This window comes from Actinomadura opuntiae (genome assembly GCF_030283205.1).
GTDB lineage: Bacteria > Actinomycetota > Actinomycetes > Streptosporangiales > Streptosporangiaceae > Spirillospora.
In genome coordinates, this window is record NZ_JASNWF010000034.1 from 22272 (window position 1) to 46951 (window position 24680).

Here is a 24680-nt window from a genome sequence, read left to right on the forward strand (position 1 = left end):
CCTCGCGGGCTGCGGCGGCGTTCACGGCACGCGACGCGTCTCAGGCGTCGATCGTCTCCATCACGTCGTTCGGACACGTCATCGCGGTCCTCGCCCCGGAGGGCGCCAGGCCCACGACGCTAGTCCAGCGAGGCGAGGACCTCGTCCGGGACGTCGAAGTTGGCGTAGACGTCCTGGACGTCGTCGGAGTCCTCGAGGGCGTCCAGCAGGCGGAAGACCTTCTTGGCGTTGTCCTCGTCCAGCGGGACGGTCACGCTCGGCAGGAACTTGCTCTCGGCCGACTCGTAGTCGATGCCGGCGTCCACGAGCGCGCTGCGGACCGCGACGAGGTCGCCGGCCTCGCTGACGACCTCGAAGTTCTCGTCGTCGAGGTCGTTGACCTCCTCGGCGCCGGCGTCCAGGACGGCCATCATGACGTCGTCCTCGCTGGTGCCCGCCTTCGGGACGATCACGACGCCCTTGCGGGTGAACATGTAGGAGACCGAGCCGGGGTCGGCGAGGGTGCCGCCGTTGCGGGTGAGGGCCACCCGGACCTCGGAGGCGGCGCGGTTGCGGTTGTCGGTCAGGCACTCGATCAGCACCGCGACACCGCCGGGCGCGTAGCCCTCGTAGGTGATGTTCTGCCAGTCGGCGCCCCCGGCCTCCTCACCGGCGCCGCGCTTGCGCGCGCGCTCGATGTTGTCGTTGGGGACGGAGTTCTTCTTCGCCTTGTAGATGGCGTCGTAGAGGGTGGGGTTGGCGTCGGGGTCACCGCCGCCGGTGCGGGCCGCCACCTCGATGTTCTTGATCAGCTTGGCGAAGAGCTTGCCCCGCTTGGCGTCGAGGGCCGCCTTCTTGTGCTTGGTCGTCGCCCATTTGGAATGGCCGGACATTCAGTCAATCCTCCTTGCGCATCGCCCGGCGCACCAGATCGGCGAAGTAGTGGTGCACGCGGAAGTCGCCCGTCAGCTCCGGGTGGAAGGCGGTCGCCATCAGACGGCCCTGGCGGACGGCGACGATCCTACCGGCGTTCGGCCCGCTCTCGGCGCGTCCGATGACCTCGACGGCGTCGCCGACGGACTCCACCCAGGGCGCGCGGATGAAAACGGCGTGGTACGGCGTGTCCCCCATACCGGTCAGCGGGACGTCGGACTCGAAGGAGTCGACCTGCCGGCCGAACGCGTTGCGCCGCACGGTCATGTCGATGCCGCCGACGGTCTCCTGGCCCGCCGCGCCGTCCCGGATCCGGTCGGCCAGCATGATCATGCCTGCGCAGGAGCCGTAGGCGGGCATGCCCGCCTCGATCCGCTTGCGCAGCGGCTCCAGCAGCTCGAACGCGCGCGCCAGCCGCCACATGGTGGTGGACTCCCCGCCCGGCAGGACGAGCCCGTCGATCCGGTCGAGCTCCTCGGCGCGCCGCACGTTCAGGGTGCGCGCGCCCGCCAACTCGAGGGCGCGGGCGTGCTCGCGCACGTCGCCCTGGAGGGCGAGGACGCCGATCGTCGGTACGGCAGCAGTCACGTGGGTGAACCTCTCGGGGGTCGCGCGGACGCGGGTATGGCCGAAACCCTGGACGTTCCTTACAACGCGGCAGGGCGTGGCGGATCTTCCCCGGGCCGGGCTTGCGGGAACTACGCGTGCTTGAAGCGGCGGAGCGGGAGTTCCAAGGGGAGGAAGCCGTCCCTGCCGCGGTCGGCGATGCCGCGGCCGAACATGTGCGCCGCGGCGAGCGCGAGCCCGAACTCCTCGGGGTCGAAGGGCAGCGGGACGTCCGGGGCGCCGGCGTCGATGGCCGCCCAGAACGGCCGCTCCGCGGGCAGCCGCTCGCCCTGGTCGACGACGACGCCGTCCTCGGCGGTGACGAACACGTCGCGGAGCAGCTCGCCGGCGGTGTACCAGCGGAACCAGCAGCCGCGGATGACCGTGTGCAGGACCAGCACCCCGCAGGACGCGCCGGGCAGCGCGGCGGCCGCGGTGTCGGCGATCCGGCGGGCGTCGTCGTCCAGGCAGAACAGCCGCCGGTCGCACAGCAGCAGCGCCCGTTCGAACGCGCCGACGAACAGCTCGTCCTCGTACGGCCAGAGCGCGAAGTCCAGGACCGTGTCGCCGGTCTCGGTGAGGGTGGCCGCCGGGTAGAGGCCGCGCGCGATCCGCGCGGCCGCGCCCGGGTCGGGTACCAGGCCCGGCCGGAACACCTCGGTGGGTTCACCCGCGCTCGCGCACGCCAGCGCGATGGACCAAGCCATGCTCTCCCCTCCCGCGGCCGGGCACCGCGCAGGGGCGCCCGGTCTCCGGGGGGCCCGCCCCGGCGACCCGGCCCCTCACCGGCCGCGCCGCCAGCGTAATCCCTCCGGCAGCGCGCCGGGGAGGGGGACCCGGCCGGCGGGACGGGTCACCAGCCGCGGTGGGCGAACTTCTGGTCCTCGCCGAGGGAGGCGACGTTGATGCCGACCATGGCGTCGCCGAGGCCGCGGGACACCTTGGCGATGACGCCGGGGTCGTCGTGGAAGGTGGTGGCCTTGACGATCGCCTCGGCGCGCTGGGCGGGGTTGCCGGACTTGAAGATGCCGGAGCCGACGAACACGCCCTCGGCGCCGAGCTGCATCATCATCGCGGCGTCCGCCGGGGTGGCGATGCCGCCGGCGGTGAACAGCACCACGGGCAGCTTGCCGGCCTGGGCGACCTCCTTGACGAGCTCGTAGGGGGCCCGGAGCTCCTTGGCGGCGACGTACAGCTCGTCCTCCGCCAGGTTCTGCAGCCGGCGGATCTCCTGCCGGATCTGCCGCATGTGCGTGGTGGCGTTGGAGACGTCGCCGGTGCCGGCCTCGCCCTTGGAGCGGATCATCGCCGCGCCCTCGGTGATGCGGCGCAGCGCCTCGCCGAGGTTGGTGGCGCCGCACACGAACGGGACGGTGAACGCCCACTTGTCGATGTGGTTCTCGTAGTCGGCCGGGGTGAGCACCTCGGACTCGTCGACGTAGTCGACGCCGAGGGCCTGCAGCACCTGCGCCTCGACGAAGTGGCCGATGCGGGCCTTGGCCATGACGGGGATGGAGACAGCGCCGATGATGCCGTCGATCATGTCGGGGTCGCTCATCCGGGAGATGCCGCCCTCGGCGCGGATGTCGGCGGGCACCCGCTCCAGGGCCATCACCGCGACCGCGCCGGCGTCCTCGGCGATCTTCGCCTGCTCGGGGGTGACGACGTCCATGATCACGCCGCCCTTGAGCATCTCCGCCATGCCGCGCTTGACGCGGGCGGTCCCGGTCTCGGGCGCGTTCTCCGGGGCGGAATTCAAAGTGGACACGGGCATTCCTCACGTGCGCGGACGACAGGTCGTCTTCCATGGTATTGCCTGCTTGGGGGCCGTTTCGACGGCCCCGCGGGGGCAGGCCAATGGGCGCGAATTGGCCGTTGACCGGCCGCGCGCGGCGCTATGGAATGTGGGGCTTGCCGTCGTTCAGCAGGACCACCCACACCTGCCCGCGGGCGAACGTCATCGGCTTGCCGCCGGCGGTGGTGTAGGTCGTCCCGGCGGTCTCGGACGGCCGCGACCACTTGGCGTCGTAGGCCTTGCCGTCGCGCAGCACGGTGGCGCGGCCGGTGCCGGTCGTCTGGATCAGCGGGGTGTAGCTGCCGAGGAAGTCGTGGAACTTCGAGCGGGTCGTCTTCGCGTACTGGACGACGATCGTGGCGCCGCCGAGGCGGCCGCCTTCGGCCGCGGTGTCGGGCCTGCCGCCCCAGCTGGCGAGCCAGCGCTTCTCCTTGGCCGACCAGGCGAACCCCATGGTCGCGGCGGGCCATTTCGCGGTGAACGACTTCGTCGGCCTGCCGCCGTCGGGCGCCGCGCCGAACCGGAAGCCGATGTCGCGGGGCGCGGACGCCTTGGGGGCCTTCTTGAGCAGGGCCTTCGGGTCGCCGTAGAGGTTGTAGGGGATCTGCCTCGCGCCGGAGCGGGAGTAGGCGGAACCGGCGTTCTCCTGGGAGATGTCGTACACCGGCGCCTTGCGGATGTACTTCTTCATCTTGCTCTGGACGCCGGAGAACGCGAAGGCGGGGTGCCCGAACTGCGGCAGGATGTGCAGGTCGGAGATGCGGGCGCTGCGGACCGGCCCGACGCGCTTGGGCAGCGTCGAGGAGTACACCGCCATCAGCCGGGTCTCGCCGCCCTCGACCTGCTCGACGTAGACGATGTCGGCGGCCGACACGCCCGCCTGCGGCAGCGCGGGCTTCGTGTTCTCGATCTTCACCGCGAGGACGGGGTTGGTGAGCCCCTTGGTGCCGCCGGTGAACGGGTGCGTCGTCGGCGCGGGCGTCCCGGACGCCGTGCCGCCGTGCGCGCTCGGCGGCGCCGCGGTGCCCGGTCCGTGCGAGTCCGAGCAGGCCGCGAGGGCCGAGCCGAGCACGACGGCGCCGAGCCCCGCGGCCGCCCGCCCCCGTGCCGTCCTGTGCCACGCGTGTCGCATAACCCTCCCTTTGCGGCGATCTGCCCGAGGGTAGCGAACGGACCTGATGCGTTCGCCCGGTCGGCTGTACGCGCGGGCGCCCCCGATCCGCTCGATCGGCCCCGGCACGCGGGGCGGATCCGGGCGGCGGTCACCACCGGGGCGGGTCGTCGTCGATCTCGAAGAAGTCGGGCAGGGCCGCCCGTCCCGCCAGCGGCAGCACCCGGATGAGCGGCTTGCGGCGCGCGGCACGCGCCTGGGCGACGGCGTCGTTGTAGAAGCGGCGGGCGTAGGCGACCTTCGCGGCCGAGGAGGACAGCTCCTCCAGGACGTCGGTGCCGTCGCCCCCCTTCCCCGCGACCGTGCCGGCGAAGTCGGGCTGGTCGGCCACGGCCCGCAGCGCGCGCGACAGATCGCTCTCGGCGAACTCGCGGCCGTCGGCGCCGGCGGTGCGGGCCTCGTGCGCGGCGGTGGCCAGCACGAGGCTCGCGGCCGGGTCCAGCAGCCGGGACGCCGCGAGCTCCAGCGCGGCGGCGGCCCGCCGGACCAGCGCGGCGTCCAGCGCGGCGCGGGCGGTCTCGACGCGGACGTGCAGCCGGTCCAGCCGGGTGGCGCGCCACGACACGTACACCCCGACGAGGAACACGACGGCGATCCAGAACAGGACGTCGATGATCCAGTGGTAGTGCACCGGGGTCCCCTCAGGCCCCGGAGCCGGACTCGACGACGCCGGTGCCGGCGTAGGCGACCGTCTCGTAGACCCGCAGCACGTCCCGGGCCACCGACGACCAGTCGTAGGCGCGGACGGCGGCGCGGGCCTCCGCGGACAGCTGCTTGCGCCGGGCCGGGTCGTCCAGCAGCGTCTCGGCCGCGGCGGCGAGGGCCTCGTGGTCGCCGGCCGGGAACAGCGCGCCGGCGCGGCCGCCGAGCAGCACCCGGTCGAACGCCTCGATGTCGCTGGCGAGGATGGGGGCGCCCGCCGACATCGCCTCGGCGAGCACGATGCCGAAGCTCTCGCCGCCGAGGTTGGGCGCGACGAACACCTCCACCGAGTGGTAGGCGCGGATCTTGTCCTCCTCGCTCACCATGCCGAGCACGGCCACCCGGTCGCGCAGCTCCGGGGAGACGCGGGCGGCCACGTCGTCGGCGTCGCCGGGCCCGGCGAGCAGCAGCCGCAGCCCGGGGCGGCGGCGGCCGAGGATCTCGAAGGCGCGCAGCAGCACCGGCAGGCCCTTGCGCGGCTCGTCCATCCGGCCGAGGAAGCCCAGCGCCTCGGTGCCGCCCGGCCCGTCGCCGCGGCCCGGCCAGCCGGGCAGCGGGTCGGCCATCGCGTACCGCTCGGTGGCGACCCCGTTGGGGATCAGCACGGCGTCGCCGCCGAGGTGCTCGACCAGGCTGGTGCGGGCCGCCTCCGACACCGCGATCCGGCCGTTGATCTTCTCCAGGGCGCTGCGCAGGATCGGCGCGGTCACCGACAGCGCGCGGGACCGCTCGTAGGAGGCGTGGAAGGTGCCGACGATCGGGCCGTCGGCCGCCCAGCACGCCAGCAGGCCGAGCGACGGCGCGGCGGGCTCGTGGACGTGCAGCACGTCGAACCGGCCCTCGTTGATCCAGCGGCGGACGCGCGCCGAGGACAGGAACCCGAACGCCATCCGCGCCACCGACCCGTTGTAGGGGACGGGGACGGCGCGCCCGGTCGAGACGGCGTAGGGCGGCAGCACGGCGTCGTCGTCGGCCGGAGTGATCACCGACACCCGGTGGCCCAGCTCGATCAGCGCCTCGGCGAGGTCGCGGATGTGCTGCTGGACGCCGCCGGGGACGTTCCAGGTGTAGGGGCAGACGATGCCGACGTTCACCGCGGCGCCTCTCCCGGCGCGGCCGGATCGAGGTCGTCCACCCAGACCTTCTGCAGCATGTGCCAGTCCTCCGGGTGGGCGGCGATGCCCGCCTCGAAGACCCGCGCGGTCTCCTGCGTCATGGTCCGGATCTTCTCCCGCCTGGCGCCCCCGTCCGGGACCGGGATCTCCTCGTGGACGCGGGCCGCCCAGTACTTCCCCTCGTACCAGAGTGTCACGGGAATGAGGGCGGCGCCGGTCTGGAGCGCCAACGCGGCGGAGACGGCGGGCATCCGGGCGGTGGCGCCGAAGAACTCCACGTCGACGCCGCTCGCGGTGAGGTCGCGGTCGACGACCAGGCAGACGGGCCGGCCCGCGCGCAGCCGCTGCGCCATCCGGCCGAAGGCCGAGGCGCCGGTGTGCGCGAGGACCTCCATGCCGAGGCTCTCCCGGAACGCCACGAACCGGTCGAACAGCGACTCGGGCCTCAGGCGCTCGGCGACGGTCGTGAACGGGTAACCGCAGGCGGCGAGCCAGGCGCCGGCGTGCTCGTAGTTGCCCATATGCGGCAGCGCGAGGACCACTCCCCGGCCCGCGTCGAGGTTGGCGAAGATCTTCTTCTCGCCGGTGACCCGCATCCGGCCGAGGATCCGCGCCCGGTCGTACTCGGGCAGCCGGAACACCTCCAGCCAGTAGCGGGCGTAGCGGCGCAGCACCCGCTTGCTGAGGACGCGGACCTCGTCGTCGACGGCGTCCTTGCCGAGGACGCGGCACAGGTTGCGCTCCAGCTGCCGGACGCCGGACCCGTGGGCCTGCCAGGCGCGGTCGGCGACCGCGGTGAACGCGAGCCGGGCGGCGCCCTCGGGCATCTTGCGGACGATCGTCCAGCCCAGCGCGTAGGCGGCGTCCATCACCTCGTCGCGGAGCGCCGCCGGCGCGGAGGGGGTCATCGGCGCGGGCCCGGCCCGGCCTTCGCGTGCGCCTTCTCGCCGTTCTCCTCGTCCTCGGAGTTCCCGGACTCCCCGGACGTCGCAGGCCCGGCGGCCTCCGGCGCGGGGGCGGCCTTGGCCTGGGCGTAGACCGTGGCGAACCGCTGCCCCACCGTGACCGTGCTGAGGACCGCCAGCACCCACAGGGCGATCGCCAGGACGTAGGGGACGCCGAGGCCGTCGAGCCCCGCGGCCACCAGTGCGATCAGCAGGCGCTCGGAGCGCTCGGCGATGCCCACGTTGCAGGTGTACCCGAGGCCCTCGGCGCGGGCCTTGGCGTACGACACCACGACCCCGGCGACCAGGCAGAACAGCGCGACGCCGGCCAGGACGTGCTGCCCGTCCCGGTACAGCCCGATCATCAGCCCCGAGAAGATCGCCGCATCCGCGACGCGGTCGAGCGTGGAGTCCAGGAACGCGCCGAACTTGGAGATCTTGCCGGTGACCCGGGCGACCGCGCCGTCCAGCATGTCGAACAGCACGAACGCGGTGATCACCAGGGTGCCCCAGAAGAACTCCCCGCGCGGGAAGAGCACCAGGGCGCCGGCGGCGACGCCGGCGGTGCCGATGACGGTGATGGCGTTGGGCGACACCCCGGTCCGCGCGACCGTCCGTCCGATGGGCGTCAGGACGCGCCCCAGCGCGGGCCTGATTCTGTTGAGCATCGCCGTCCGTTCTCCTGCTGCCGGATGGAAGCGCCGCGGGGACCGGCCAGGGGGCCGCCGTTGGCGGGCCCAATCGTAGTGCGGTCGCCGGTCCGGTGCGGTCGGCCCGGGGACAGTGGCGGTCCGCGGCGGCCCGCGGCCCCGCGCGGCGGACGCGAGCGGGTTGTTTGCCGTTCACCCCTTGTGATCCCGCCCGACACGGGAAAGGGTATTGACACGGGTGTGACGTCGGTCACGCGCGTTGGACGAGGTCGGACGCCGCACTCGGACGTCAGGGCCGGGCCCTCCGGGCCGGGCCCCAGCCGCACGCGGGCCCCCGCCGGGAGGCCCGTCCGAGGAGGTAGCCATGGCGGACAAGGGAGGACACCCGGGAGCCCCCGGCAGGGCACCGGAGGCCGGCGGGTGCGACAGGGTGCGCAACGTCGCGCTGGTCGGCCACTCGGGGGCGGGCAAGACCACGCTCGTGGAGGCGCTGCTGAGCGCCGCGGGCGCGCTGCAGCGGCCTGGCCGGGTCGAGGAGGGCACCACGGTCAGCGACTTCGAGGAGATCGAGGTCCGCCAGCAGCGCTCGGTCAACCTCGCGCTCGCCCCGCTCCAGCACGGCGACATCAAGGTCAACCTCGTCGACACCCCCGGCTACGCCGACTTCGTCGGCGACCTGCGGGCCGGGCTGCGCGCCGCCGACGCGGCCCTGTTCGTGATCTCGGCGGTGGACGGCATCGACGGCCTGACCCGGATGATCTGGGAGGAGTGCGCCGCGGTCGGGATGCCCCGCGCGGTCGTCATCACCAAGATCGACCAGCAGCGCGGCGACTTCGACGACGTCGTGCTGAGCTGCCAGGACGCCTTCGGCGAGGGCGTCCTGCCGCTGTACTTCCCGGCGTCGGGCGACGACGGCCTGAAGGGCCTGGTCGGGCTGCTCACCCAGCGCTGCCTGGACTACTCCTCCGGCGAGCGCACCGAGTGCGCGCCCGACCCGCGGTACCTGGAGCAGATCTCCGAGCAGCGCGCCTCGCTGATCGAGGGGATCATCCAGGAGAGCGAGGACGAGACCCTCATGGACCGGTACCTGTCCGGTGAGGAGATCGACGTCAAGGCGCTCATCGAGGACCTGGAGACCGCGGTGGCGCGCGGCAGCTTCTACCCGGTGCTCGCCACGTCGGTGCCGCACGGCGACCATCCCGGCCCGGTGGTCGGCATGCTGGAGCTGCTGGAGGTCATCACCCAGGCGTTCCCCTCGCCCCTGGAGCACGGCATCCCGGCGGTCACGCCCGTCGACGGCGGGCCGCCGAGGCGGATCGGCTGCGACCCCGACGGGCCGCTGGTCGCCGAGGTGGTCAAGACCACCTCCGACCCGTACGTCGGGCGGATCTCGCTGGTGCGGGTGTTCTCCGGGACGCTGCGCCCCGACACGACCGTCCACGTGTCCGGGCACGGCATGGCCGAGCGCGGGCACGAGGACCACGACGTCGACGAGCGGGTGGGCGCGCTCACCTCCCCGCTCGGCAAGGCGCAGCGGACCGTCACCTCCTGCGGCGCCGGGGACATCTGCGCGGTCGCGAAGCTGGCGCGCGCCGAGACCGGCGACACGCTGTCCGACCCGTCGGCGCCGGTGGTGATGGCGCCGTGGACGATGCCGGACCCGCTGCTGCCGGTGGCGATCCGGGCCAGGTCCAAGGCCGACGAGGACAAGCTCAGCCAGGCCCTCGGCCGGCTGGTGGCCGAGGACCCGACGCTGCGGCTGGAGAACAACGCCGAGACCCGGCAGCTGGTGCTGTGGTGCATGGGCGAGGCGCACGCCGACGTGCTGATCGACCGGCTCAGCGGCCGGTACGGCGTCGAGGTGGAGCGGGTCGAGCTGCGGGTGCCGCTGCGCGAGACGTTCGGCGGGTCCGCCAAGGGCCTCGGCCGGCACGTGAAGCAGAGCGGCGGCCACGGCCAGTACGGCATCTGCCACGTCGAGGTGGAGCCGCTGCCGTCGGGCGGGGGCTTCGAGTTCGTGGACAAGATCGTCGGCGGGGTGGTGCCGCGGCAGTTCATCCCGTCGGTCGAGAAGGGCGTCCGGCAGCAGATGGAGCGCGGCGTGTCCGCCGGGTACCCGCTGGTCGACATCAGGGTCACGCTGTACGACGGCAAGGCGCACTCGGTGGACTCCTCCGACATGGCCTTCCAGGCCGCCGGCGCGCTCGCGCTGAAGGACGCCGCCGCCCGGGTCCCGGTGCTGCTGCTGGAGCCGGTGGACGAGGTCGCCGTGCTGATCGCCGACGACTACGTGGGCCCGGTCATGTCCGACCTCACCTCGCGGCGCGGCCGGGTGCTGGGCACGCAGGCGGTGCCGGGAGGCCGCACGATGATCAAGGCGGAGGTGCCGCAGCTGGAGATCGTCCGGTACGCGATCGACCTGCGGTCGATGTCGCAGGGCACCGGCACGTTCGACCGGACGTTCCTGCGGTACGAGCCGCTCCCCTCGCACCTGGCGGACAAGGTCGCCGCGGCCGAGGCGGTGCACGACTAGCGCGGCGGGCGGGGGCGGGTCCCGTGCGGCCCGTCTCCGCCTTTGGACCTCCCCGGACATCCCGGATGATCCTTCCGGAGTCGTCCAGCTGGCGCCGCGGACTCATCCCTGAGGGTGACTCCGATTTCGGCATCTCGGGCGATGGCGGCGCGTTCCCGTCGTGAAACTCTTACTGCGCTATGAGCGACACGGGGGAAGATCGGCGGCGCGCCCGGCCCGGGCGCCGCAACGTGATGCGGGGCCTCGGCCTCGCGGCCGGCGGGCTGCTCGCGGCCGGCGGCGGGTTCGCCACCGAGCAGGCCTGGCGGAAGGAGGACCCGCCGATCCCCGCGTCCGCCGCGTCCGTCGACTCCTGGCAGCCGCCCGACCGGCAGGTCGACGTGGTGTGGGCGGTCAACACCCGCCGCCGGCTGGTCGCGCTCACCTTCGACGACGGGCCGATGGAGCGCTGGACGCCGCACGCCCTGGACGCCCTGGACGAGGCCAAGGCGCCGGCGACGTTCTTCGTGGTGGGCAGCCGCCTGGTCCGCAACGCCCATCTCGTCGAGGGACGGCTCGGCCGGCACGAGATCGGCAACCACACCTGGAGGCACGACGACCTGTCGAAGCTGAGCCTGGCGCACGCCTACCGCTCCATCCACCGCACGCACGAGGCGATCAAGGAGGTCACCGGGCGGACCGCGACGCTGCTGCGGCCGCCGTGGGGCCGGCTCGGCGGCACCACCCTGCACGTCGCCGCCCAGCACGGCTACGACCTCGTGCTGTGGTCGCTGCTGGTGCAGGACAGGGCGCTCGGCCGCGAGCCGGACGAGATGGTCGCCGCCGTCGTCGACAACGCGCGCCCCGGCACCATCGTCCTCGCCCACGACGTCGGCGCCGCCAGCCGCGAGACCGCGATCGAGCGGCTCCCCGCGATGATCCGCGGGCTGCGCGGCCGGGGTTTCGACTTCGTCACCGTGTCGCAGCTGCGACGGGCCGCGCTCTAGGCTTGCCCGGTGAACGTTCCCGTCCTCCGCCTGAGCGCCCGCGCACGGCTCTGGCGGTCGCTCGCGGGCGCCGCCTTCGTCGCCGCGCTGCTGCTCGCCAGCGCGTACGGGAGCAACGACGACTTCCCCGTCGGGCCGATGACGCAGTTCGCGTTCTCGGTGAAGAACGACGGCGGGACGATCGGCTCCTTCTGGCTGGAGGCCGACACCGCCGAGGGCCGGCACGTCGAGCTGTCCCGGGACGCCGTCGGGACGGGCATGAAGCGCGCCGAGATCGAGGGGCAGATGGACCGCATCGTCCACCGCCCGTCGCTGCTGCAGGGCATCGCCGAGGGGCAGCACCGGCTGCATCCCGGCGACCCCCGGCTCACCAGGATCTACGTGGTGGAAGAGATCAAGAGGCTGGAGCACGGCGAGGTCGTGTCGACCCGGCGCGTCAACCGCGTCGTCTGGGACGTGCGGTGACCGCCGCCGCGACGCCGGAGGCGCCACGGCCCGTCGCGCCCGCCGGCCCGGAGCCCGGTCCGGCCCGCACCCTCTGGGGCCGCTGGTGGTTCGGGCCGGTCCCGCGCGCCCGCGTCGCCTGGCTGCGGATCCTCGGGTACGCGTTCCTGCCGTTCGACATGCTGCTGCTGACCGGCAGCTCGCTGGCGCACGCCCGGCTGCCCGCCGACCTGTACCGCCCGGTGCTGCTCGGCCGGCTACTGCACCTGCCCGCGCCGACGCCCGCCGCGATGTACACCCTGCTGGCCGTCACGCTCGCGGCCGGTTTCGCCGCGGCGACGGGCCGGTTCCTGCCGCGGCTGACCGGCTACGTCTGCGCGTGCGGGTACCTGTGGTGGGTCACGATCAGCATGTCGTACGGGAAGGTCGACCACGACCACCTCGCGCTCGTGGTGGCGCTGTTCGTGCTGCCGAGCGTGGGACGGGCCAGGATCGACGACGAGCGCGGCTGCGAGGCGTCCGCGTGGGCGGTGCGCGGCATCCAGGTCTCGGTGGTGGCCGCCTACTTCCTGTCCATGTGGGCGAAGGTGAGGATCGGCGGGTTCCCCGAGTGGCCGAACGGGGCGACCGTGCAGTGGGCGCTGAGCCGGCGCGGGACGGCGTTCGGCCGCAGCCTCATCGACTACCCGCTGGTGCTGAAGGCCAGCCAGTGGTTCATGTTCACCGCTGAGGCGATCTCCCCGGTGCTGCTGTTCCTGCGCGGCCGGCCGCTGTACCTGTTCGTGCTGTTCTTCGCGGGGTTCCACGCCGTCACCTACGCGCTGATGAGCATCCACTTCCTGCCGCACGCGATCTGGCTGGCGGCGTTCCTGCCGCTGGAGAAGCTGACCGGGCGGCTGCCGGCGCGGCTGCGCCGCGTCCTCGGCGCGCGGGCGGGCACGGCCGCGCCCGAGGCGGCCTGAGGGCCGGTGGCGGTCAGCCCTGGGCGCCGGGCCGCTGCGCGGCGGGCAGCATGCAGGCGGCCGTGCCGCCGGGCATCCGCTGCCGGTTGTTCGCGACGAGCCGGTACACGGCGTGCGCCAGCCAGCTCACCGGAGGCGTCCGCATGACGACGCCGGGGACGCGCCAGACGCCGCCCGCAGCGGTCAGCAGCCGTCCGATGGCCTCCGCGCCGCCGCTGACGCGCCCGGCCCGGTCGACCCACAGCACCTCGTGCTCCGCGCGCTCCTGCGTGGTGCCGAGCGCGGCGAGGTCGGCGAACTGGAACGCGATGACCTCGGCGTCCACGGGGACGCGGCGTTCGAGGAACCGCACCGAGGTGGTGCAGAACCCGCAGTCGCCGTCGTAGACCAGCACCGGCCGCTCGCGTCGCGTCATGGCGTCCATCATGCCGTGGCCTCCGACCGCTCGTGCGCGAGGGGACCGTCAGTCCTGCGGCCAGGCGTCGGCGAGGATCTGCCGGGTGTCGCGCAGCAACTGCGGCAGCACCCTGGTGTGCCCGACGACCGGCATGAAGTTGGTGTCGCCGCCCCACCGCGGCACCACGTGCTGGTGCAGGTGGGCGGCGATGCCGGCCCCGGCGACCAGGCCGAGGTTCATGCCGACGTTGAACCCCTGCGCGCCGCTGGCCTTGCGCAGCGCGGCCAGCGAGCGGCGGGTGAAGACGGCCAGCTCGGTGTACTCCGGCTCGTCGAGCTCGCCGTAGTCGGCCACGTGCCGGTACGGGACGACCATGAGGTGGCCGGAGTTGTAGGGGTAGAGGTTCAGGACGGTGAACACCGACCGGCCGCGCGCCACGACGAGGCCGTCCTCGTCGGTCATCGCCGGGATCTCGCAGAACGGGCAGCCCTCCCCGGCGCCCGGGCCGGTGGGCTTGTTCTCGCCCTTGATGTAGGCCATCCGGTGCGGGGTCCACAGCCGCTGGAAGTGGTCGGGCGCGCCCGCGCCGCCCCGCTCCTCCTCCAGGCGCGGCCGGCGCTCCCCGGCGCCCGGCCCGGACGCCTCGTCGCGCCCCTGCTGGTCCACGGGCTTCTCCGGCTCTGCGGTCAAGGCGGCGGTCTCCTTTTGTTCACGGCCTGACCAGCAGCATAGAGAGAGGAGCCCGCGGGCACGTAGCCGGGCTGCCCCGCGGCCGCGGCGGACGCGCCCGCGAACGGGGGCCTGCGTGACGTATCGTCGCTGTCTCCGACACCATGGTCGTCCAGCCGACCAGTGGGAGCGATCATGAGCGAGCTCGACAAGGGCCGCGCCGCGGACGGCGCCGAACCGCACCCGGGGGCGGGGTCGATGCCGTTCTTCCCCGGGGCGTCCGGCCGGCCGGTGGCGCCGCCGCTGCCCGCGTCCCCGCCGGGGCCGTCCGCCCCGGCCTCGTCCGCGGGCGCGCCGCCCGCCCGGTCCGCGCCGACCGCGTCCGCCGCGCCGCCGGTGGAGGGGCGGATCATGATCGGTGACGAGATCGCCGAGAAGGTCGCGGTGCTGGCCGCGACGGAGGCCGGCGGCGTCTGCGCGCTCGGCTCCGGGGTGCGGGTCCGCCGCTCGGGCGACGCGGTCACCGTCGACGTCGGCGTCGTGGTGGAGTACGGCCACGTGATCATGGACGTGGCGGCGGCGGTGCAGGCCGAGGTGGCGCGGATGACGGGGCTGATGCTGGGCGCGCGGGTCGCGGCGGTCAACGTGTCGGTCGAGGACGTCCGCCGCTCGCCGGGAGCGGGATCCGGCGAGGCGGGCGCCGGCGGGGCCGCTCCCCTCCCGCCCATGGGAACGGGCCCGGGCGCAGGACACGCACTCTAGGCCCGCCCCGTCCGCATACCAAGCGGTTTCCGGCGTCAGGCGGGCCGCGCGTAGCAGTTCTGCATGGCCACCCCGACCGACACGGTCGTCACCTTCACCTTCTGGACGAGGCCGGCGGAGACGTTCTTGAACCGGAAGGTGTGCGGCTTCCCGCCCGCGACGCTGCTCTGCCGCGTCTGCATGGCGTGCCCCTTGATCGACATCTCGACGCGGACGAGGCCGCTGGCGGAGACGGTGATGGTCACGTCGACGTTCCCGCCGGAGGCGCGGTAGAAGGCCGTCCCCTGCGGGCACCAGTCGGTGCCGCCGGCCTGGTTCTGGTCGGGGAGCTGCATGCCGCCGCCCTGGCCGCCCCCGGTGTACGGGCTGCCTCCGCTGCTCTGCGGGACGGGGTTGGACGGCGTCACGGGCTGCCCGGACGGGCCGGGGACGACGCCCTGGCCCACCGCGGGCGACGAGCCGGGATCCGCCGTCCCGGTGGCGCCGGTGGCACCGGTGCCGGTGCCGTCGTGCTTGTTGTCGAGCAGCGGCACGAGGAGCACCACGAGAGCGGCCGCCACGAGCAGCACGGCGCCCCCGTAGCCGGCGACCCGGCCCCAGATCGAGCGCGCCCGCCGCGGCCCCCGCCGCCGCGGCCTCGTGGACTTCATCTCGGTCCTCTCCCCGGTCCGTGGCACGTGACCGTTGAGGCTACCAACTCCGCGGATCCCCCATGTCCCCCATGCGCAGGTCCGCCCGAGGCCCCGCCCGGACCGGCCGCCGCGCTCACGCCAGCAGCCGCCGGGTCAGCTCCGCCAGGCCCCGTGCCACCTCGCCGGGCCCGTGCAGCGGCGCGACGACATGGCTGACGGTGACCCGCATCAGCATGACTCCGGCGGCCCGCGCCACCTGGGCGAGGCGCAGCGCGTCCCAGTCGCCGGTCGCCACCATCGCGGAGGTCGCGTCGAGCAGCCGCTCCAGCGGAACGTCCCGTGGACACATCCCGCGCACCTGAGCGGCGGCGCCTGGAGCGAGGTCCCCGCGCCACCGCTCAAGTGCGTCTACGCGCTCGACGCGGACGGCGCGGGCACGTGGGCCGCCGGGTACGGCGACCGCGCCAACGGCGGCTCGGCCGTCTACCGCTGGTCCGGCGGGACGTGGGCGCCGCAGGCCACCGGCGCGGCGGACGTCCGCGTCATCAGGCAGCGGACACCGTACGACGTGTTGGCCGTGGGCGACGCCGGCGCCTACCACTGGGACGGGTCCGGCTGGCAGCGGAGACCGGGGCCGGACGGCGTCCGGTTCACCGGGGCGCTCGCCGACGGCGGCGCGAGCGGCGTCCGGGCGGTCGGAGTGCGGCGGAACGCCCCGAGCGGCTCGGTCCTGCTGCACCACACCGACGGCGCCTGGCGGACGGAGATCGACACCGACGCGGTCTTCAGCGGGCTCACGCGCGTCCTGGGCACCCGGACGCTGTGGGCGGTCGGCGCCCGGGCCGGCAAGCCCTGCGTGCTCTCCAAGGACTGACGGGCCCCCTCGGCCGCGCCCGCACGGGGGCGGGCGCGGCCGGGGGCGGCACCGTTCAGATCTGGACGCGGGCCTCCACGGGCTTGACGATCTCCTCGACGGCCTCGTCGATCGGCACGCCGTTCTTCTGCTCGCCGTTGCGGTAGCGGAACGACACCGCGTCCTTGGCGACGTCGTCGTCGCCCGCGAGCAGCATGTAGGGGATCTTCTGCTTCTGCGCGTTGCGGATCTTCTTCTGCATCCGGTCGGAGGAGGAGTCGACCTCCACCCGGACGCCGCGCTCGCGCAGCCGCGCGGCGACCTTCTCCAGGTGCGGGACGTGCGCGTCGCCGATCGGGATGCCGACCGCCTGCACCGGCGACAGCCACGGCGGCATCGCGCCGGCGTAGTGCTCGACCAGCACGCCCAGGAACCGCTCGACCGACCCGAACAGCGCGCGGTGGATCATCGCCGGGGTCTGCCGGGTGCCGTCGGCCGCCTGGTACTCCAGCCCGAACCGCTTCGGCTGGTTGAAGTCCAGCTGGATGGTGGACAGCTGCCAGGTCCGGCCGATCGCGTCTTTGGCCTGCACGGAGATCTTCGGGCCGTAGAACGCGGCGCCGCCCGGGTCGTCCACCAGGTCCAGGCCGGACTCCTCGGCGGCCTGGCGCAGCGCCTCGGTCGCCTCCGCCCAGTCGGCCTCGTCGCCGATGAACTTGTCGGAGTCGTCCCGGGTGGACAGCTCCAGGTAGAACTCCGAGAGGCCGAAGTCGCGCAGGACGCTCAGCACGAAGGACAGCAGCGACTTGATCTCGTCGCCCATCTGCTCCTTGGTGGTGTAGATGTGCGAGTCGTCCTGGGTCATGCCGCGCACGCGGGTGAGGCCGTGCACCACGCCCGACTTCTCGTACCGGTACACCGAGCCGAACTCGCACAGCCGCAGCGGCAGCTCGCGGTACGACCGCCCGCGCGCCCGGAAGATCAGGTTGTGCATCGGGCAGTTCATCGGCTTGACGCGGTACTCGACCTCGTCCACCTCGAACGGCGGGAACATGTCGTCGCCGTAGTAGGGCAGGTGGCCGGAGATCTCGAACAGCGACGACTTGGTGATGTGCGGGGTGTTGACGAACTCGTAGCCCGCCTCCTGCTGCCGCCGCCGCATGTAGTCCTCCATCTCCTTGCGGATGATTCCGCCCTTGGGATGGAAGATGGGCAGGCCGCTGCCGAGCTCCGGCGGGAAGGAGAACAGGTCGAGTTCGGCGCCGAGCCTGCGGTGGTCGCGCTTCTCGGCCTCCTCCAGGAACTTCAGGTACTCGTCCTGCTTCTCGCGGCTCTCCCATGCGGTGCCGTAGATGCGCTGCAGCTGCGGGTTCTTCTCGCTGCCGCGCCAGTACGCGCCGCCCGACCGCATCAGCTTGAACGCCGGGATCACGCGGGTGGACGGCAGGTGCGGGCCGCGGCACAGGTCCTTCCAGCGCAGCTCGCCGGACTTGGCGTCGAGGTTGTCGTAGATGGTCAGCTCGGCGCCGCCCACCTCCACGTTCGCGCCGTCCGCCGCTTCCTCGACCGGGCCGGAGCCCTTGAGGCCGATGAGCTCCAGCTTGTAGGGCTCGGCGGCCAGCTCGGCGCGGGCGTCGTCGTCGGAGACCGGGCGGCGGGAGAACCGCTGGCCCTGCTTGACGATCTCGCGCATCCGCTTCTCGATGCGCTTGAGGTCGTCGGGGGTGAACGGCTCGGCGACGTCGAAGTCGTAGTAGAAGCCGTTCTCGACCGGCGGGCCGATGCCGAGCTTGGCCTCGGGGAACAGCTCCTGCACGGCCTGCGCCATGACGTGCGCGGCGGAGTGCCGCATGATGGCCCGGCCGTCGTCGGAGCCGATCTCGACGGGCTCGACGGCGTCGCCGTCGTGCAGCTCGCCGGCCAGGTCGCGCAGCTCACCGTTGACCCGGGCGGCGATCACGGTGCGGCCGTCGGCGTCCAGTGCCTGTCCCGCGGTGGTGCCCGCCGGCACCGCCCGCTCGCTCCCGTCGAGGGTGATGCGCAGCTCAGACACGGTGGACACGGGTACTCCTCGTGATGGTGGGTTGGGATCGACGGGTTCCGATGCTATCGACTCGGGGTGTCGCCCGGACGCATCCGGTTCCATCGGCCTGCTCCTGTCCTCCTCGTGGGAGGTCCCGCGGCGACCCCGGAAAGCGGCGAAGGCCCCGGGATCGCTCCCGGGGCCTTCACAGCGTGCGATGTCAGTGCATGCGGCCGTGGCGCCGGGGGCGACCCGGCGTCGTCGTCTGGAACGCGTGCGATACGGCCTGCATGGGCCCATCGTAACCGAAGGGCGCCCCCTGCGGCAGCACGGTTTCCGCGGTCACGCGCGGGCCGCGCGTGACCGCGGCCGTTCGAGATGGTCCATGTCCTCCAGCTCGCGTCCCTTCGTCTCCGGGACGGCCCGGATCACGAAGAAGAACGCCAGCACGGAGAACGCGGTGTACAGGCCGTAGGCCAAGCTGAGCGAGAAGCCGGAGATGCCGGGGAACGTCGTCGTGACCACCCAGTTGGCGAGCCACTGCGCGGCGGCGGCGACGGCCAGCGCCGACGCCCGGATGAAGTTGTTGAACATCTCGCCGAGCATCACCCATACGACCGGGCCCCAGGTGGCGGCGAAGGCGGCGACGAAGACGTTCGCGGCGACGAGCGCGATCGGCCCGGCGGCGCCGCTCAGCTCCGGCTTGCCGTCCACGACGTGGGCGGTGGAGAAGCAGACCGTCAGCGTCCCGAGCGACAGCGCCATGCCCGCCGCGCCGCCGAGCAGCAGCGGGCGCCGCCCGACCCGGTCGACCAGCGCGATCGCGACCAGCGTGAACGCCACGTTGACGATGGAGTTGATCACCGAGGTGAGCATCGCGTTGCTCTCGGAGAAGCCGACCGCCTGCCACAGCGAGGACGAGTAGTAGAAGATCACGTTGATGCCGACGAACTGCTGGAAGACCGACAGCAGGATGCCGACCCACACGATCGGCAGCAGCCCGAGCCGCGAGCCGCGCAGGTCGCGCAGGTGCACCGGGCGGTCCTCGGCGATCGACCGGACGATGTCCTTGATCTTGCCGTCCACGTCGCCGCGGCCCATGACCCGCGCGAGCACCCGCCGCGCGTCGTTCATCTTGTGCTTCTTCACCAGGTAGCGCGGCGACTCGGGGATGGTCGTGGCGATCACGCCCCAGAACACCGCGGGCACGGCCGCGCTGGCGAACATCCACCGCCAGGCGCCGCCGCCCCAGGGGAAGGTCCCGGTCGCGCCGCCGTCGGACACCTGCGCGATCACGTAGTCGACGACCAGCGCAGCGAAGATGCCGAGGACGATCGCCATCTGCTGCAGCGAGCCGAGCCGGCCGCGCAGCTCGGCGGGCGCGATCTCGGCGATGTAGGCGGGAGCGATGACGGACGCGGCGCCGATCGCCAGGCCGCCGACCAGCCGCCACGCGGTGAGGTCCACCGCGCTGAAGGCGAACGCCGAGCCGAGCGAGCTGATCACGAACAGGGCGGACGCGGCCAGCATCACCTTGACCCGGCCGATGCGGTCGCCGATCGGGCCGGCGAACCAGGCGCCGGCCGCGCAGCCGAGCAGCGCCGCCGACACCACGAACCCGACCGCGAAGCCGCTCAGGTGGAAGGTGTCCTTGAGCGCGTCGACCGTCCCGTTGATGACCGAGGAGTCGTAACCGAACAGGAACCCGCCGAGGGCGGCGGCGCCCGCCAGGAGAGCGGCGGTCGCGGCGGAATGCGAGGGACCGCCGTGGTGCTCCCCCGCCGCCGTCGTGCTCGGTTCGCTGCCCGGTGTGCTCATGGAGCCGGATCTTCCCCGTAGGAAGGACCTTATGCGGCCCCGTTGCCCGGGCCCCACCTCCGGATGGCGATTGCGAGACCGTGCGCTGGAACGCGGTTGGACGAGCGGCCCGCCGGAAGGGGCGCCTCCCCGGCGGGCCGTCCGTCACAGGTCGCCGGCCGGGCTCACGTCACCAGTCGTCGGCCGACTCCGCGGCGAGCCGGACGAGTTCGCCGCCCGCGTCGACGTCGTAGCGGCGCATGGTCGACAGCGGCGGCGAGTACACGTGCACGCTCACCGCGGGCGCGTCGGAGGTGTTGCGGACGTCGTGGACGTAGTCGGGCCCGAACGAGCGGGCCTGCCCCGGGCCGACCTCGCGCCGGGCGCGGACGCGGTGCTCCTCGAGCGTGCCGAGGGCGACCGCGAAGGCCCCCGCGGAGCCGCCGTGGTCGTGGAAGCCGGTGGACTGGCCGGGCAGCCAGCTGATCAGCCAGATCTCGTGGTCGGCGTCCTGGTGGAGCCGCTCGTACCAGCGGCCCTGCGGGTCGAGCCGGACGCGGTGGACCCATTCCTGCGGGTTCGCCGCGATCGCGCGGGCCCGCTCGGCGAGCCGCGGCGGCGCGAACGGCGCGGCGGCGTCCTTCGCGTCCCCGGCGGCGGGCGCGGCCGCCTCGGGCGCGCCGGTCTCGGCCCTGGTGGTCGTGGTCGTGGTCATCTGTCGTTCTCCTCGGCTGTGCGGTCGGACGTCCTGGAGCGCTCCCGCCGATGGGCCGCGGCGGGTGAGCGTCAGCGGGGCGTCGGGGTACACAGCGCGCTGGCCTGGCGGCGCAGGTCGACGTGCAGCCGTTCGTGCAGCGTGATGGAGATCGTCACCTGCCTCAGGTTGGCCCATAATTCCTATAAAGTCAATCGGGAAAGGATGGAAGAGCGTCCGGCCCGCTGGGCAGCGGTGATACCAGCGGGGGCGGCCGGATCTCCCCCCGCGGAGGCAGGCGGGCGCGGCGCGCGGCGCTCTAGGCTCGCAGCGAGATGAACGAACCACACCGCTCCGCCGCCGGGGGGCGGCCCCGGCTGCTCGCCGGGGTCCCCTCGGCCGTCATGCCGGGCCGCGACGAGCCGGCCGTCACCCTGCTGCCGCGCCGGATGCTGCTGCGCGCGCCGATCCTCGCCGTCCTGGTCGCCCTGACGATCGGGTTCACCGCCGGCTCCATCGCGATCTCCATCGACCAGTACCACGTGGACGCGGGGGCGGCCTGGCCGCTCGGCGTGCTGATGGCGACGCCGCTGGTCTTCGCGGCCCGCTGGCCGCTGGCCGCCTGGCGGATCGCCGCCATCGGGCTGCTGGTCACCGTGTTCGTCCGGCACGGCGACGGGTTCATGCCGTGGCCGGTCACCGCGATCCTGGCGCTGGTGGTCATCCTGTTCTTCACCGGCGTCGGCTGCGACCGGGAGACGACGCTCGGCGTCGGCGCGGTCACGATCGTGGGGGTGCTGCTGCCCGCCGTGCTGCTGGGCATGCCGGGCTGGTTCGGCATGATCCTGGCCGGCGTCACCGCGCTCGCGCTGACCTTCGGCGACGCGGTCGGCGGCCGCCGCTCCGCCGAGCAAGAGCTGCGCCTGCGCGAGGAGCAGCACCGCCAGGACCTCGCCCGGCAGGCGGTGCTGGAGGAGCGCGCCCGCATCGCCCGCGAGCTGCACGACGTCGTCGCGCACCACATGTCGGTGATCGCGATGCAGGCCGAGGCCGCGCCGTTCAAGATCCCGGACCTGCCGGACGCCGCGCGGGAGACGTTCGGCGTGGTGCGGGACGCGGCCCGCGAGGCGCTCACCGAGACCCGCCGCGTCGTCGGGCTGCTGCGCTCGGACGACGAGGGCGCCGAGCGCGCCCCGAGCCCGGGCCTGGACCGGCTCGACGAGCTGGCGGCGGCGGCCCGCAACTCCGGACTGTCGGTCGCCACCGCGGTCGTCGGGATGCCGCGCCCGCTGGACGCCGGGGTGGACCTGTCGGCCTACCGGATCGTCCAGGAGTCGCTCAGCAACGCCGCCCGGTACGCGCCGGGGTCGCGCGTCCACGTGGAGATCAGGTACGGCCCGCGGGCGCTGGCGGTGACGGTCGCCGACGACGGCGCGCGCCGCGCCCCGGACGCCTCGGAGGGCGGCGGGCACGGCCTGGTCGGCATGCGCGAGCGCGTCACCATGCTCGGCGGCGAGCTGTCGGCCGGCCCGCGCGACCCGGCCGGATGGGCCGTCGCGGCCGAGCTGCCCTACGGAGGCTGATCATTGGCCGTAGGGTGGCGTCGTGACGATTCGGGTGCTGATCGCCGACGACCAGGTAATGATCCGCGACGGGCTCGCGGCGCTGCTGTCCTCCGATCCGGAGATCGAGGTGATCGGGCAGGCGGGGAACGGGCGCGAGGCCGTGGACATGGCCCGCGCGCTGGATCCCGACGTCGTGGTCATGGACATCCGGATGCCGGAGATGGACGGCCTCGCCGCGACCGCGGAGCTGATCGGCGAGCCCGCGCGGGCGGACGGCGACCCGGCGGACGTGCGGCCGAAGGTCCTGGTGCTGACCACGTTCGACCTGGACGAGTACGTCTACGAGGCGCTCGGCGCCGGGGCCAGCGGCTTCCTGCTGAAGGACGCCTCGGCGGCCGACCTGGTCGCCGGGGTGCGGGTGGTGGCGGGGGGCGACGCGCTCCTCGCGCCGTCCATCACCCGCCGGCTGATCGGCGACTTCGCGCGCCGGCGCCGCCACCAGCGGCCGAGCCCGACGGCGACGGCGGGGCTGACCCCGCGCGAGATGGACGTGCTGCGGCTCATCGCGCGGGGCCTGTCCAACGCCGAGATCGCCGCCGAGCTGGTGCTCGCCGAGCAGACGATCAAGACGCACGTCGGGCACGTGCTGACCAAGCTCGGGCTGCGCGACCGCACCCAGGCGGTCGTGTTCGCCTACGAGAACGGCCTGGTCGGCTAGCCCGGCCGGCCGGGGTCAGCGGGACGGGTCCAGGACGAGCTTGCCGGTGGTGCGGCGGGCGCGCAGGTCCTCGTGGGCGCGGCGGACCTCGGTGAGGCCGTACTCGCCGCCGCCGATGACGCGCAGCCGGCCGTCGGCGGCCAGGCCGAACAGCTCCTCCAGCGCCGTGCGCATCACGTCGCCGGGCATCTGGAACACGTGCGCCAGCCACATGCCGGCGATCGTGGTGGAGTGCGACATCAGCGTGGCGGGCCGCACCGGCGACGGCTCCTGGCGGGACGCCATGCCGTAGAAGGCGAGCCGGCCGAACGGCGCGAGCGCCTTCAGGCTCTGGTCGGTGACGGTCCCGCCGGTCATCTCCAGGACGGTGTCGACGCGGCGGCCGCCGTTGGCCTCGATGAGCGCGTCCTTCAGGTCGGGCTCGTTGGCGTCGACCGCCACGTCCGCGCCGAGTTCGAGGGCGAGGTCGCGCTTGTCCTTGGAGGAGGCGGTGGCGATGACGCGGCCGGCGCCCCAGGCCTTGGCGAGCTGCACCGCGAGGGTGCCGACCCCGCCGGCGGCGGCGTGCACGACGACCGACTCCCCCGGCGCCAGGTGGACGCTGCGGCGCAGCAGCACCCACGCCGAGGCGCCCTGGACGATCATCCCGAGCGCGGTGACGTCGTCGATCGCGTCGGGGACGTCCCAGGCCAGCGCCTCGGGCGCGACGGCCTTCTCGGCGTACCCGCCGGTGCCGACGAGCGCGACGACGCGGCGGCCGTCCGGGGTGGTGCCGACGACCTCGCCGCCCGGCACCATCGGCAGCGTCGACTCCGACAGGTAGCTGTTCTCGGCCTGGTGGGTGTCGGCGTAGTTGATGCCGGCGCGGGAGACGTCGACGAGCAGGTGCCCGGGCCCGGCGACCGGGTCGGGCAGCTCGGTGACGGTCAGCACCTCGGGGCCGCCGAACTCGGTGATCTGGATCGCGCGCATGACTCTCCTGTTCGTGCGTGGGCGGGTGGGCTCAGCGGGGGCCGGGGACGCCGCGGAACCTGAACGGCTCGGACGGGCGGCCCGGCACCACGTACCACGCCTCGCCGACGCCGTCGGCCTCCAGGATCCGCATGAACGCCTCGACGACGTCGCTCACCTCCAGGATGGGGAAGCCGCTCTCCTGGAGCTCCTGCTTCATCCCGCCGAGGATCGCGGTGTCGGCGAACGAGGGGCACAGCGCGTTCACCCGGATGCCCTCGGGCTCGTAGGTCGGGCCGAGGGCGCGGACGAGCCCGACGACGGCGGCCTTGTTCGCGCCGTAGACCGGGTCGAACGGCGTCGCGGTGAGCGCGGCCATGCTGGCGGTCGCGATGATGTTCCCACCGCCGCGGTTGCGCAGCGCGGGCAGCGCGGCGTGCACGCCGTAGACGACGCCGTCGAGGTTGATGCCCATGGCGCGGCGGTAGACGGCGGGGTCGAAGGTCTCGTCGAGCCGCCCGCCTCCGGCGATGCCCGCGTTGAGGAACGCCACGTCCAGGCCGCCGAAGCGCTCGACGGCGGCGGCGACGGCCGCCTCGCTGTCGGCGGGCTCGCGCACGTCGCAGCGGACGAACGCGCCGTCGAGCTCCTTGGCGAGCGCGGCGCCCGCGTCGTCGTCGACGTCGGCGAGCACGACCCGGGCGCCCTCGCGGGCCAGCCGGCGGGCGACCGCCGCGCCGATGCCGTTGGACCCGCCCGTGATCAGCGCGACCTTGCCGGTTCCGTCGAAGGCTGCCAT

At 73.6% G+C, this 24680-nt stretch carries 27 protein-coding genes; 8 read left to right on the forward strand and 19 right to left on the reverse strand.

All coding sequences use genetic code 11. From position 1 onward, the window contains the following. Window positions 1-119: 119 nt before the first annotated feature. The 9 genes from QP089_RS44650 to pgsA all read right to left on the reverse strand — a co-directional run bounded on the left by QP089_RS44650 (window position 120) and on the right by pgsA (window position 7913). Window positions 120-872 carry a YebC/PmpR family DNA-binding transcriptional regulator gene (locus QP089_RS44650; protein ID WP_285920657.1) on the reverse strand — a complete coding sequence of 251 codons (753 nt, stop codon included), beginning with the start codon at window positions 870-872 and terminating at the stop codon, window positions 120-122. A 4-nt stretch (window positions 873-876) separates the two neighbouring features. Then, on the reverse strand, window positions 877-1500 hold the full coding sequence (gene pdxT / locus QP089_RS44655) for a pyridoxal 5'-phosphate synthase glutaminase subunit PdxT (protein ID WP_285920658.1): 624 nt from the start codon (window positions 1498-1500) through the stop codon (window positions 877-879). A 110-nt stretch (window positions 1501-1610) separates the two neighbouring features. Further along, window positions 1611-2225: a DUF6928 family protein gene (locus QP089_RS44660; RefSeq protein WP_285920659.1), complete on the reverse strand. Its 615-nt coding sequence runs from the start codon at window positions 2223-2225 to the stop codon at window positions 1611-1613. A gap of 146 nt (window positions 2226-2371) precedes the next feature. After that, window positions 2372-3292 (reverse strand): pyridoxal 5'-phosphate synthase lyase subunit PdxS, encoded by a 921-nt coding sequence (gene pdxS / locus QP089_RS44665; RefSeq protein ID WP_446474143.1) that lies wholly within the window; start codon window positions 3290-3292, stop codon window positions 2372-2374. Window positions 3293-3413: 121 nt separating this feature from the next. Next, complete coding sequence (locus QP089_RS44670; protein WP_285920661.1) at window positions 3414-4445, reverse strand: DUF3048 domain-containing protein; 1032 nt, start codon at window positions 4443-4445, stop codon at window positions 3414-3416. A gap of 130 nt (window positions 4446-4575) precedes the next feature. After that, on the reverse strand, window positions 4576-5115 hold the full coding sequence (locus QP089_RS44675; protein WP_285920662.1) for a LemA family protein: 540 nt from the start codon (window positions 5113-5115) through the stop codon (window positions 4576-4578). A gap of 10 nt (window positions 5116-5125) precedes the next feature. Then, window positions 5126-6280, reverse strand: a complete 1155-nt coding sequence (locus tag QP089_RS44680; protein WP_285920663.1) for a glycosyltransferase family 4 protein — start codon at window positions 6278-6280, stop codon at window positions 5126-5128. Next, window positions 6277-7209, reverse strand: coding sequence for a phosphatidylinositol mannoside acyltransferase (locus QP089_RS44685; RefSeq protein ID WP_285920664.1), 933 nt, complete (start codon window positions 7207-7209; stop codon window positions 6277-6279). Before QP089_RS44685 ends, QP089_RS44680 begins: the two co-directional genes overlap by 4 nt. Next, entirely contained in the window at window positions 7206-7913 is a 708-nt protein-coding gene (pgsA, locus tag QP089_RS44690) for a phosphatidylinositol phosphate synthase (protein ID WP_285920665.1), read from the reverse strand. The genes QP089_RS44685 and pgsA overlap by 4 nt, the downstream gene beginning before the upstream one ends. A gap of 346 nt (window positions 7914-8259) precedes the next feature. Here pgsA and QP089_RS44695 point away from each other — a divergent pair, with 346 nt between their 5' ends. The 4 genes from QP089_RS44695 to QP089_RS44710 all read left to right on the forward strand — a co-directional run bounded on the left by QP089_RS44695 (window position 8260) and on the right by QP089_RS44710 (window position 12820). Continuing rightward, window positions 8260-10428: an elongation factor G-like protein EF-G2 gene (locus QP089_RS44695; RefSeq protein WP_285920666.1), complete on the forward strand. Its 2169-nt coding sequence runs from the start codon at window positions 8260-8262 to the stop codon at window positions 10426-10428. Between the two features lie 179 nt (window positions 10429-10607). Further along, the gene (locus QP089_RS44700) at window positions 10608-11414 is read left to right on the forward strand and encodes a polysaccharide deacetylase family protein (RefSeq protein ID WP_285920667.1); all 807 of its coding nucleotides are present in this window, start codon (window positions 10608-10610) and stop codon (window positions 11412-11414) included. Window positions 11415-11423: 9 nt separating this feature from the next. Continuing rightward, window positions 11424-11879 (forward strand): hypothetical protein, encoded by a 456-nt coding sequence (locus QP089_RS44705; RefSeq protein WP_285920668.1) that lies wholly within the window; start codon window positions 11424-11426, stop codon window positions 11877-11879. Further along, window positions 11876-12820, forward strand: coding sequence for a hypothetical protein (locus QP089_RS44710; protein ID WP_285920669.1), 945 nt, complete (start codon window positions 11876-11878; stop codon window positions 12818-12820). The genes QP089_RS44705 and QP089_RS44710 overlap by 4 nt, the downstream gene beginning before the upstream one ends. Window positions 12821-12833: 13 nt before the next feature. On the opposite strand, the gene QP089_RS44715 is transcribed toward QP089_RS44710, so the two are convergent. Continuing rightward, complete coding sequence (locus QP089_RS44715) at window positions 12834-13235, reverse strand: thiol-disulfide oxidoreductase DCC family protein (RefSeq protein ID WP_285920670.1); 402 nt, start codon at window positions 13233-13235, stop codon at window positions 12834-12836. A gap of 48 nt (window positions 13236-13283) precedes the next feature. Further along, complete coding sequence (locus QP089_RS44720; RefSeq protein WP_285920718.1) at window positions 13284-13823, reverse strand: HIT family protein; 540 nt, start codon at window positions 13821-13823, stop codon at window positions 13284-13286. Between the two features lie 258 nt (window positions 13824-14081). Here QP089_RS44720 and QP089_RS44725 point away from each other — a divergent pair, with 258 nt between their 5' ends. After that, a complete protein-coding gene (locus QP089_RS44725; RefSeq protein ID WP_285920671.1) occupies window positions 14082-14648 on the forward strand; it encodes an Asp23/Gls24 family envelope stress response protein in 567 nt (188 codons plus the stop codon). Between the two features lie 35 nt (window positions 14649-14683). Here the strand turns inward: QP089_RS44725 and QP089_RS44730 are convergent, their stop codons facing one another. Together QP089_RS44730 and QP089_RS44735 are read right to left on the reverse strand one after the other, a co-directional pair. After that, window positions 14684-15298 (reverse strand): hypothetical protein, encoded by a 615-nt coding sequence (locus QP089_RS44730; RefSeq protein WP_285920672.1) that lies wholly within the window; start codon window positions 15296-15298, stop codon window positions 14684-14686. Between the two features lie 115 nt (window positions 15299-15413). Next, window positions 15414-15629: a hypothetical protein gene (locus QP089_RS44735; protein ID WP_285920673.1), complete on the reverse strand. Its 216-nt coding sequence runs from the start codon at window positions 15627-15629 to the stop codon at window positions 15414-15416. 228 nt (window positions 15630-15857) lie between these two features. Here QP089_RS44735 and QP089_RS44740 point away from each other — a divergent pair, with 228 nt between their 5' ends. Further along, a complete protein-coding gene (locus QP089_RS44740) occupies window positions 15858-16154 on the forward strand; it encodes a hypothetical protein (RefSeq protein WP_285920674.1) in 297 nt (98 codons plus the stop codon). Window positions 16155-16209: 55 nt separating this feature from the next. Here the strand turns inward: QP089_RS44740 and thrS are convergent, their stop codons facing one another. The 4 genes from thrS to QP089_RS48985 form a co-directional block, all read right to left on the reverse strand. Beyond that, window positions 16210-18195 (reverse strand): threonine--tRNA ligase, encoded by a 1986-nt coding sequence (gene thrS, locus QP089_RS44745; protein WP_285920675.1) that lies wholly within the window; start codon window positions 18193-18195, stop codon window positions 16210-16212. 303 nt (window positions 18196-18498) lie between these two features. Continuing rightward, window positions 18499-19974 (reverse strand): sugar porter family MFS transporter, encoded by a 1476-nt coding sequence (locus QP089_RS44750; RefSeq protein WP_285920676.1) that lies wholly within the window; start codon window positions 19972-19974, stop codon window positions 18499-18501. 169 nt (window positions 19975-20143) lie between these two features. Beyond that, a complete protein-coding gene (locus QP089_RS44755; protein ID WP_285920677.1) occupies window positions 20144-20668 on the reverse strand; it encodes a cysteine dioxygenase in 525 nt (174 codons plus the stop codon). A 71-nt stretch (window positions 20669-20739) separates the two neighbouring features. Beyond that, window positions 20740-20826, reverse strand: coding sequence for a putative leader peptide (locus QP089_RS48985; protein WP_353070727.1), 87 nt, complete (start codon window positions 20824-20826; stop codon window positions 20740-20742). Window positions 20827-20982: 156 nt separating this feature from the next. On the opposite strand from QP089_RS48985, the gene QP089_RS44760 reads away from it, so the two are divergent. Together QP089_RS44760 and QP089_RS44765 are read left to right on the forward strand one after the other, a co-directional pair. After that, a complete protein-coding gene (locus tag QP089_RS44760) occupies window positions 20983-22230 on the forward strand; it encodes a sensor histidine kinase (RefSeq protein WP_285920678.1) in 1248 nt (415 codons plus the stop codon). A gap of 22 nt (window positions 22231-22252) precedes the next feature. After that, on the forward strand, window positions 22253-22930 hold the full coding sequence (locus QP089_RS44765) for a response regulator (protein ID WP_285920679.1): 678 nt from the start codon (window positions 22253-22255) through the stop codon (window positions 22928-22930). A 15-nt stretch (window positions 22931-22945) separates the two neighbouring features. Here QP089_RS44765 and QP089_RS44770 read toward each other — a convergent pair whose 3' ends face one another. Both QP089_RS44770 and QP089_RS44775 read right to left on the reverse strand, forming a co-directional pair. Beyond that, window positions 22946-23902: a quinone oxidoreductase family protein gene (locus tag QP089_RS44770; RefSeq protein WP_285920680.1), complete on the reverse strand. Its 957-nt coding sequence runs from the start codon at window positions 23900-23902 to the stop codon at window positions 22946-22948. 31 nt (window positions 23903-23933) lie between these two features. Then, window positions 23934-24680, reverse strand: coding sequence for an SDR family oxidoreductase (locus QP089_RS44775; protein WP_285920681.1), 747 nt, complete (start codon window positions 24678-24680; stop codon window positions 23934-23936).

Bases quoted from the DNA above. Each gene is read 5' to 3' on its own strand.
- pgsA (WP_285920665.1), bottom strand. From the start codon at position 7,913: ATGCTCAACAGAATCAGGCCCGCGCTGGGGCGCGTCCTGACGCCCATC.
- QP089_RS44725 (WP_285920671.1), top strand. From the start codon at position 14,082: ATGAGCGAGCTCGACAAGGGCCGCGCCGCGGACGGCGCCGAACCGCAC.
- QP089_RS44685 (WP_285920664.1), bottom strand. From the start codon at position 7,209: ATGACCCCCTCCGCGCCGGCGGCGCTCCGCGACGAGGTGATGGACGCC.
- QP089_RS44775 (WP_285920681.1), bottom strand. From the start codon at position 24,680: ATGGCAGCCTTCGACGGAACCGGCAAGGTCGCGCTGATCACGGGCGGG.
- pdxS (WP_446474143.1), bottom strand. From the start codon at position 3,292: ATGCCCGTGTCCACTTTGAATTCCGCCCCGGAGAACGCGCCCGAGACC.
- QP089_RS44650 (WP_285920657.1), bottom strand. From the start codon at position 872: ATGTCCGGCCATTCCAAATGGGCGACGACCAAGCACAAGAAGGCGGCC.
- QP089_RS44735 (WP_285920673.1), bottom strand. From the start codon at position 15,629: ATGTGTCCACGGGACGTTCCGCTGGAGCGGCTGCTCGACGCGACCTCC.
- QP089_RS44730 (WP_285920672.1), bottom strand. From the start codon at position 15,298: ATGAAGTCCACGAGGCCGCGGCGGCGGGGGCCGCGGCGGGCGCGCTCG.
- QP089_RS44755 (WP_285920677.1), bottom strand. From the start codon at position 20,668: ATGACCACGACCACGACCACCAGGGCCGAGACCGGCGCGCCCGAGGCG.
- QP089_RS44660 (WP_285920659.1), bottom strand. From the start codon at position 2,225: ATGGCTTGGTCCATCGCGCTGGCGTGCGCGAGCGCGGGTGAACCCACC.
- QP089_RS44695 (WP_285920666.1), top strand. From the start codon at position 8,260: ATGGCGGACAAGGGAGGACACCCGGGAGCCCCCGGCAGGGCACCGGAG.
- QP089_RS44750 (WP_285920676.1), bottom strand. From the start codon at position 19,974: ATGAGCACACCGGGCAGCGAACCGAGCACGACGGCGGCGGGGGAGCAC.
- QP089_RS44700 (WP_285920667.1), top strand. From the start codon at position 10,608: ATGAGCGACACGGGGGAAGATCGGCGGCGCGCCCGGCCCGGGCGCCGC.
- QP089_RS44670 (WP_285920661.1), bottom strand. From the start codon at position 4,445: ATGCGACACGCGTGGCACAGGACGGCACGGGGGCGGGCGGCCGCGGGG.
- QP089_RS44715 (WP_285920670.1), bottom strand. From the start codon at position 13,235: ATGACGCGACGCGAGCGGCCGGTGCTGGTCTACGACGGCGACTGCGGG.
- QP089_RS44770 (WP_285920680.1), bottom strand. From the start codon at position 23,902: ATGCGCGCGATCCAGATCACCGAGTTCGGCGGCCCCGAGGTGCTGACC.
- QP089_RS44760 (WP_285920678.1), top strand. From the start codon at position 20,983: ATGAACGAACCACACCGCTCCGCCGCCGGGGGGCGGCCCCGGCTGCTC.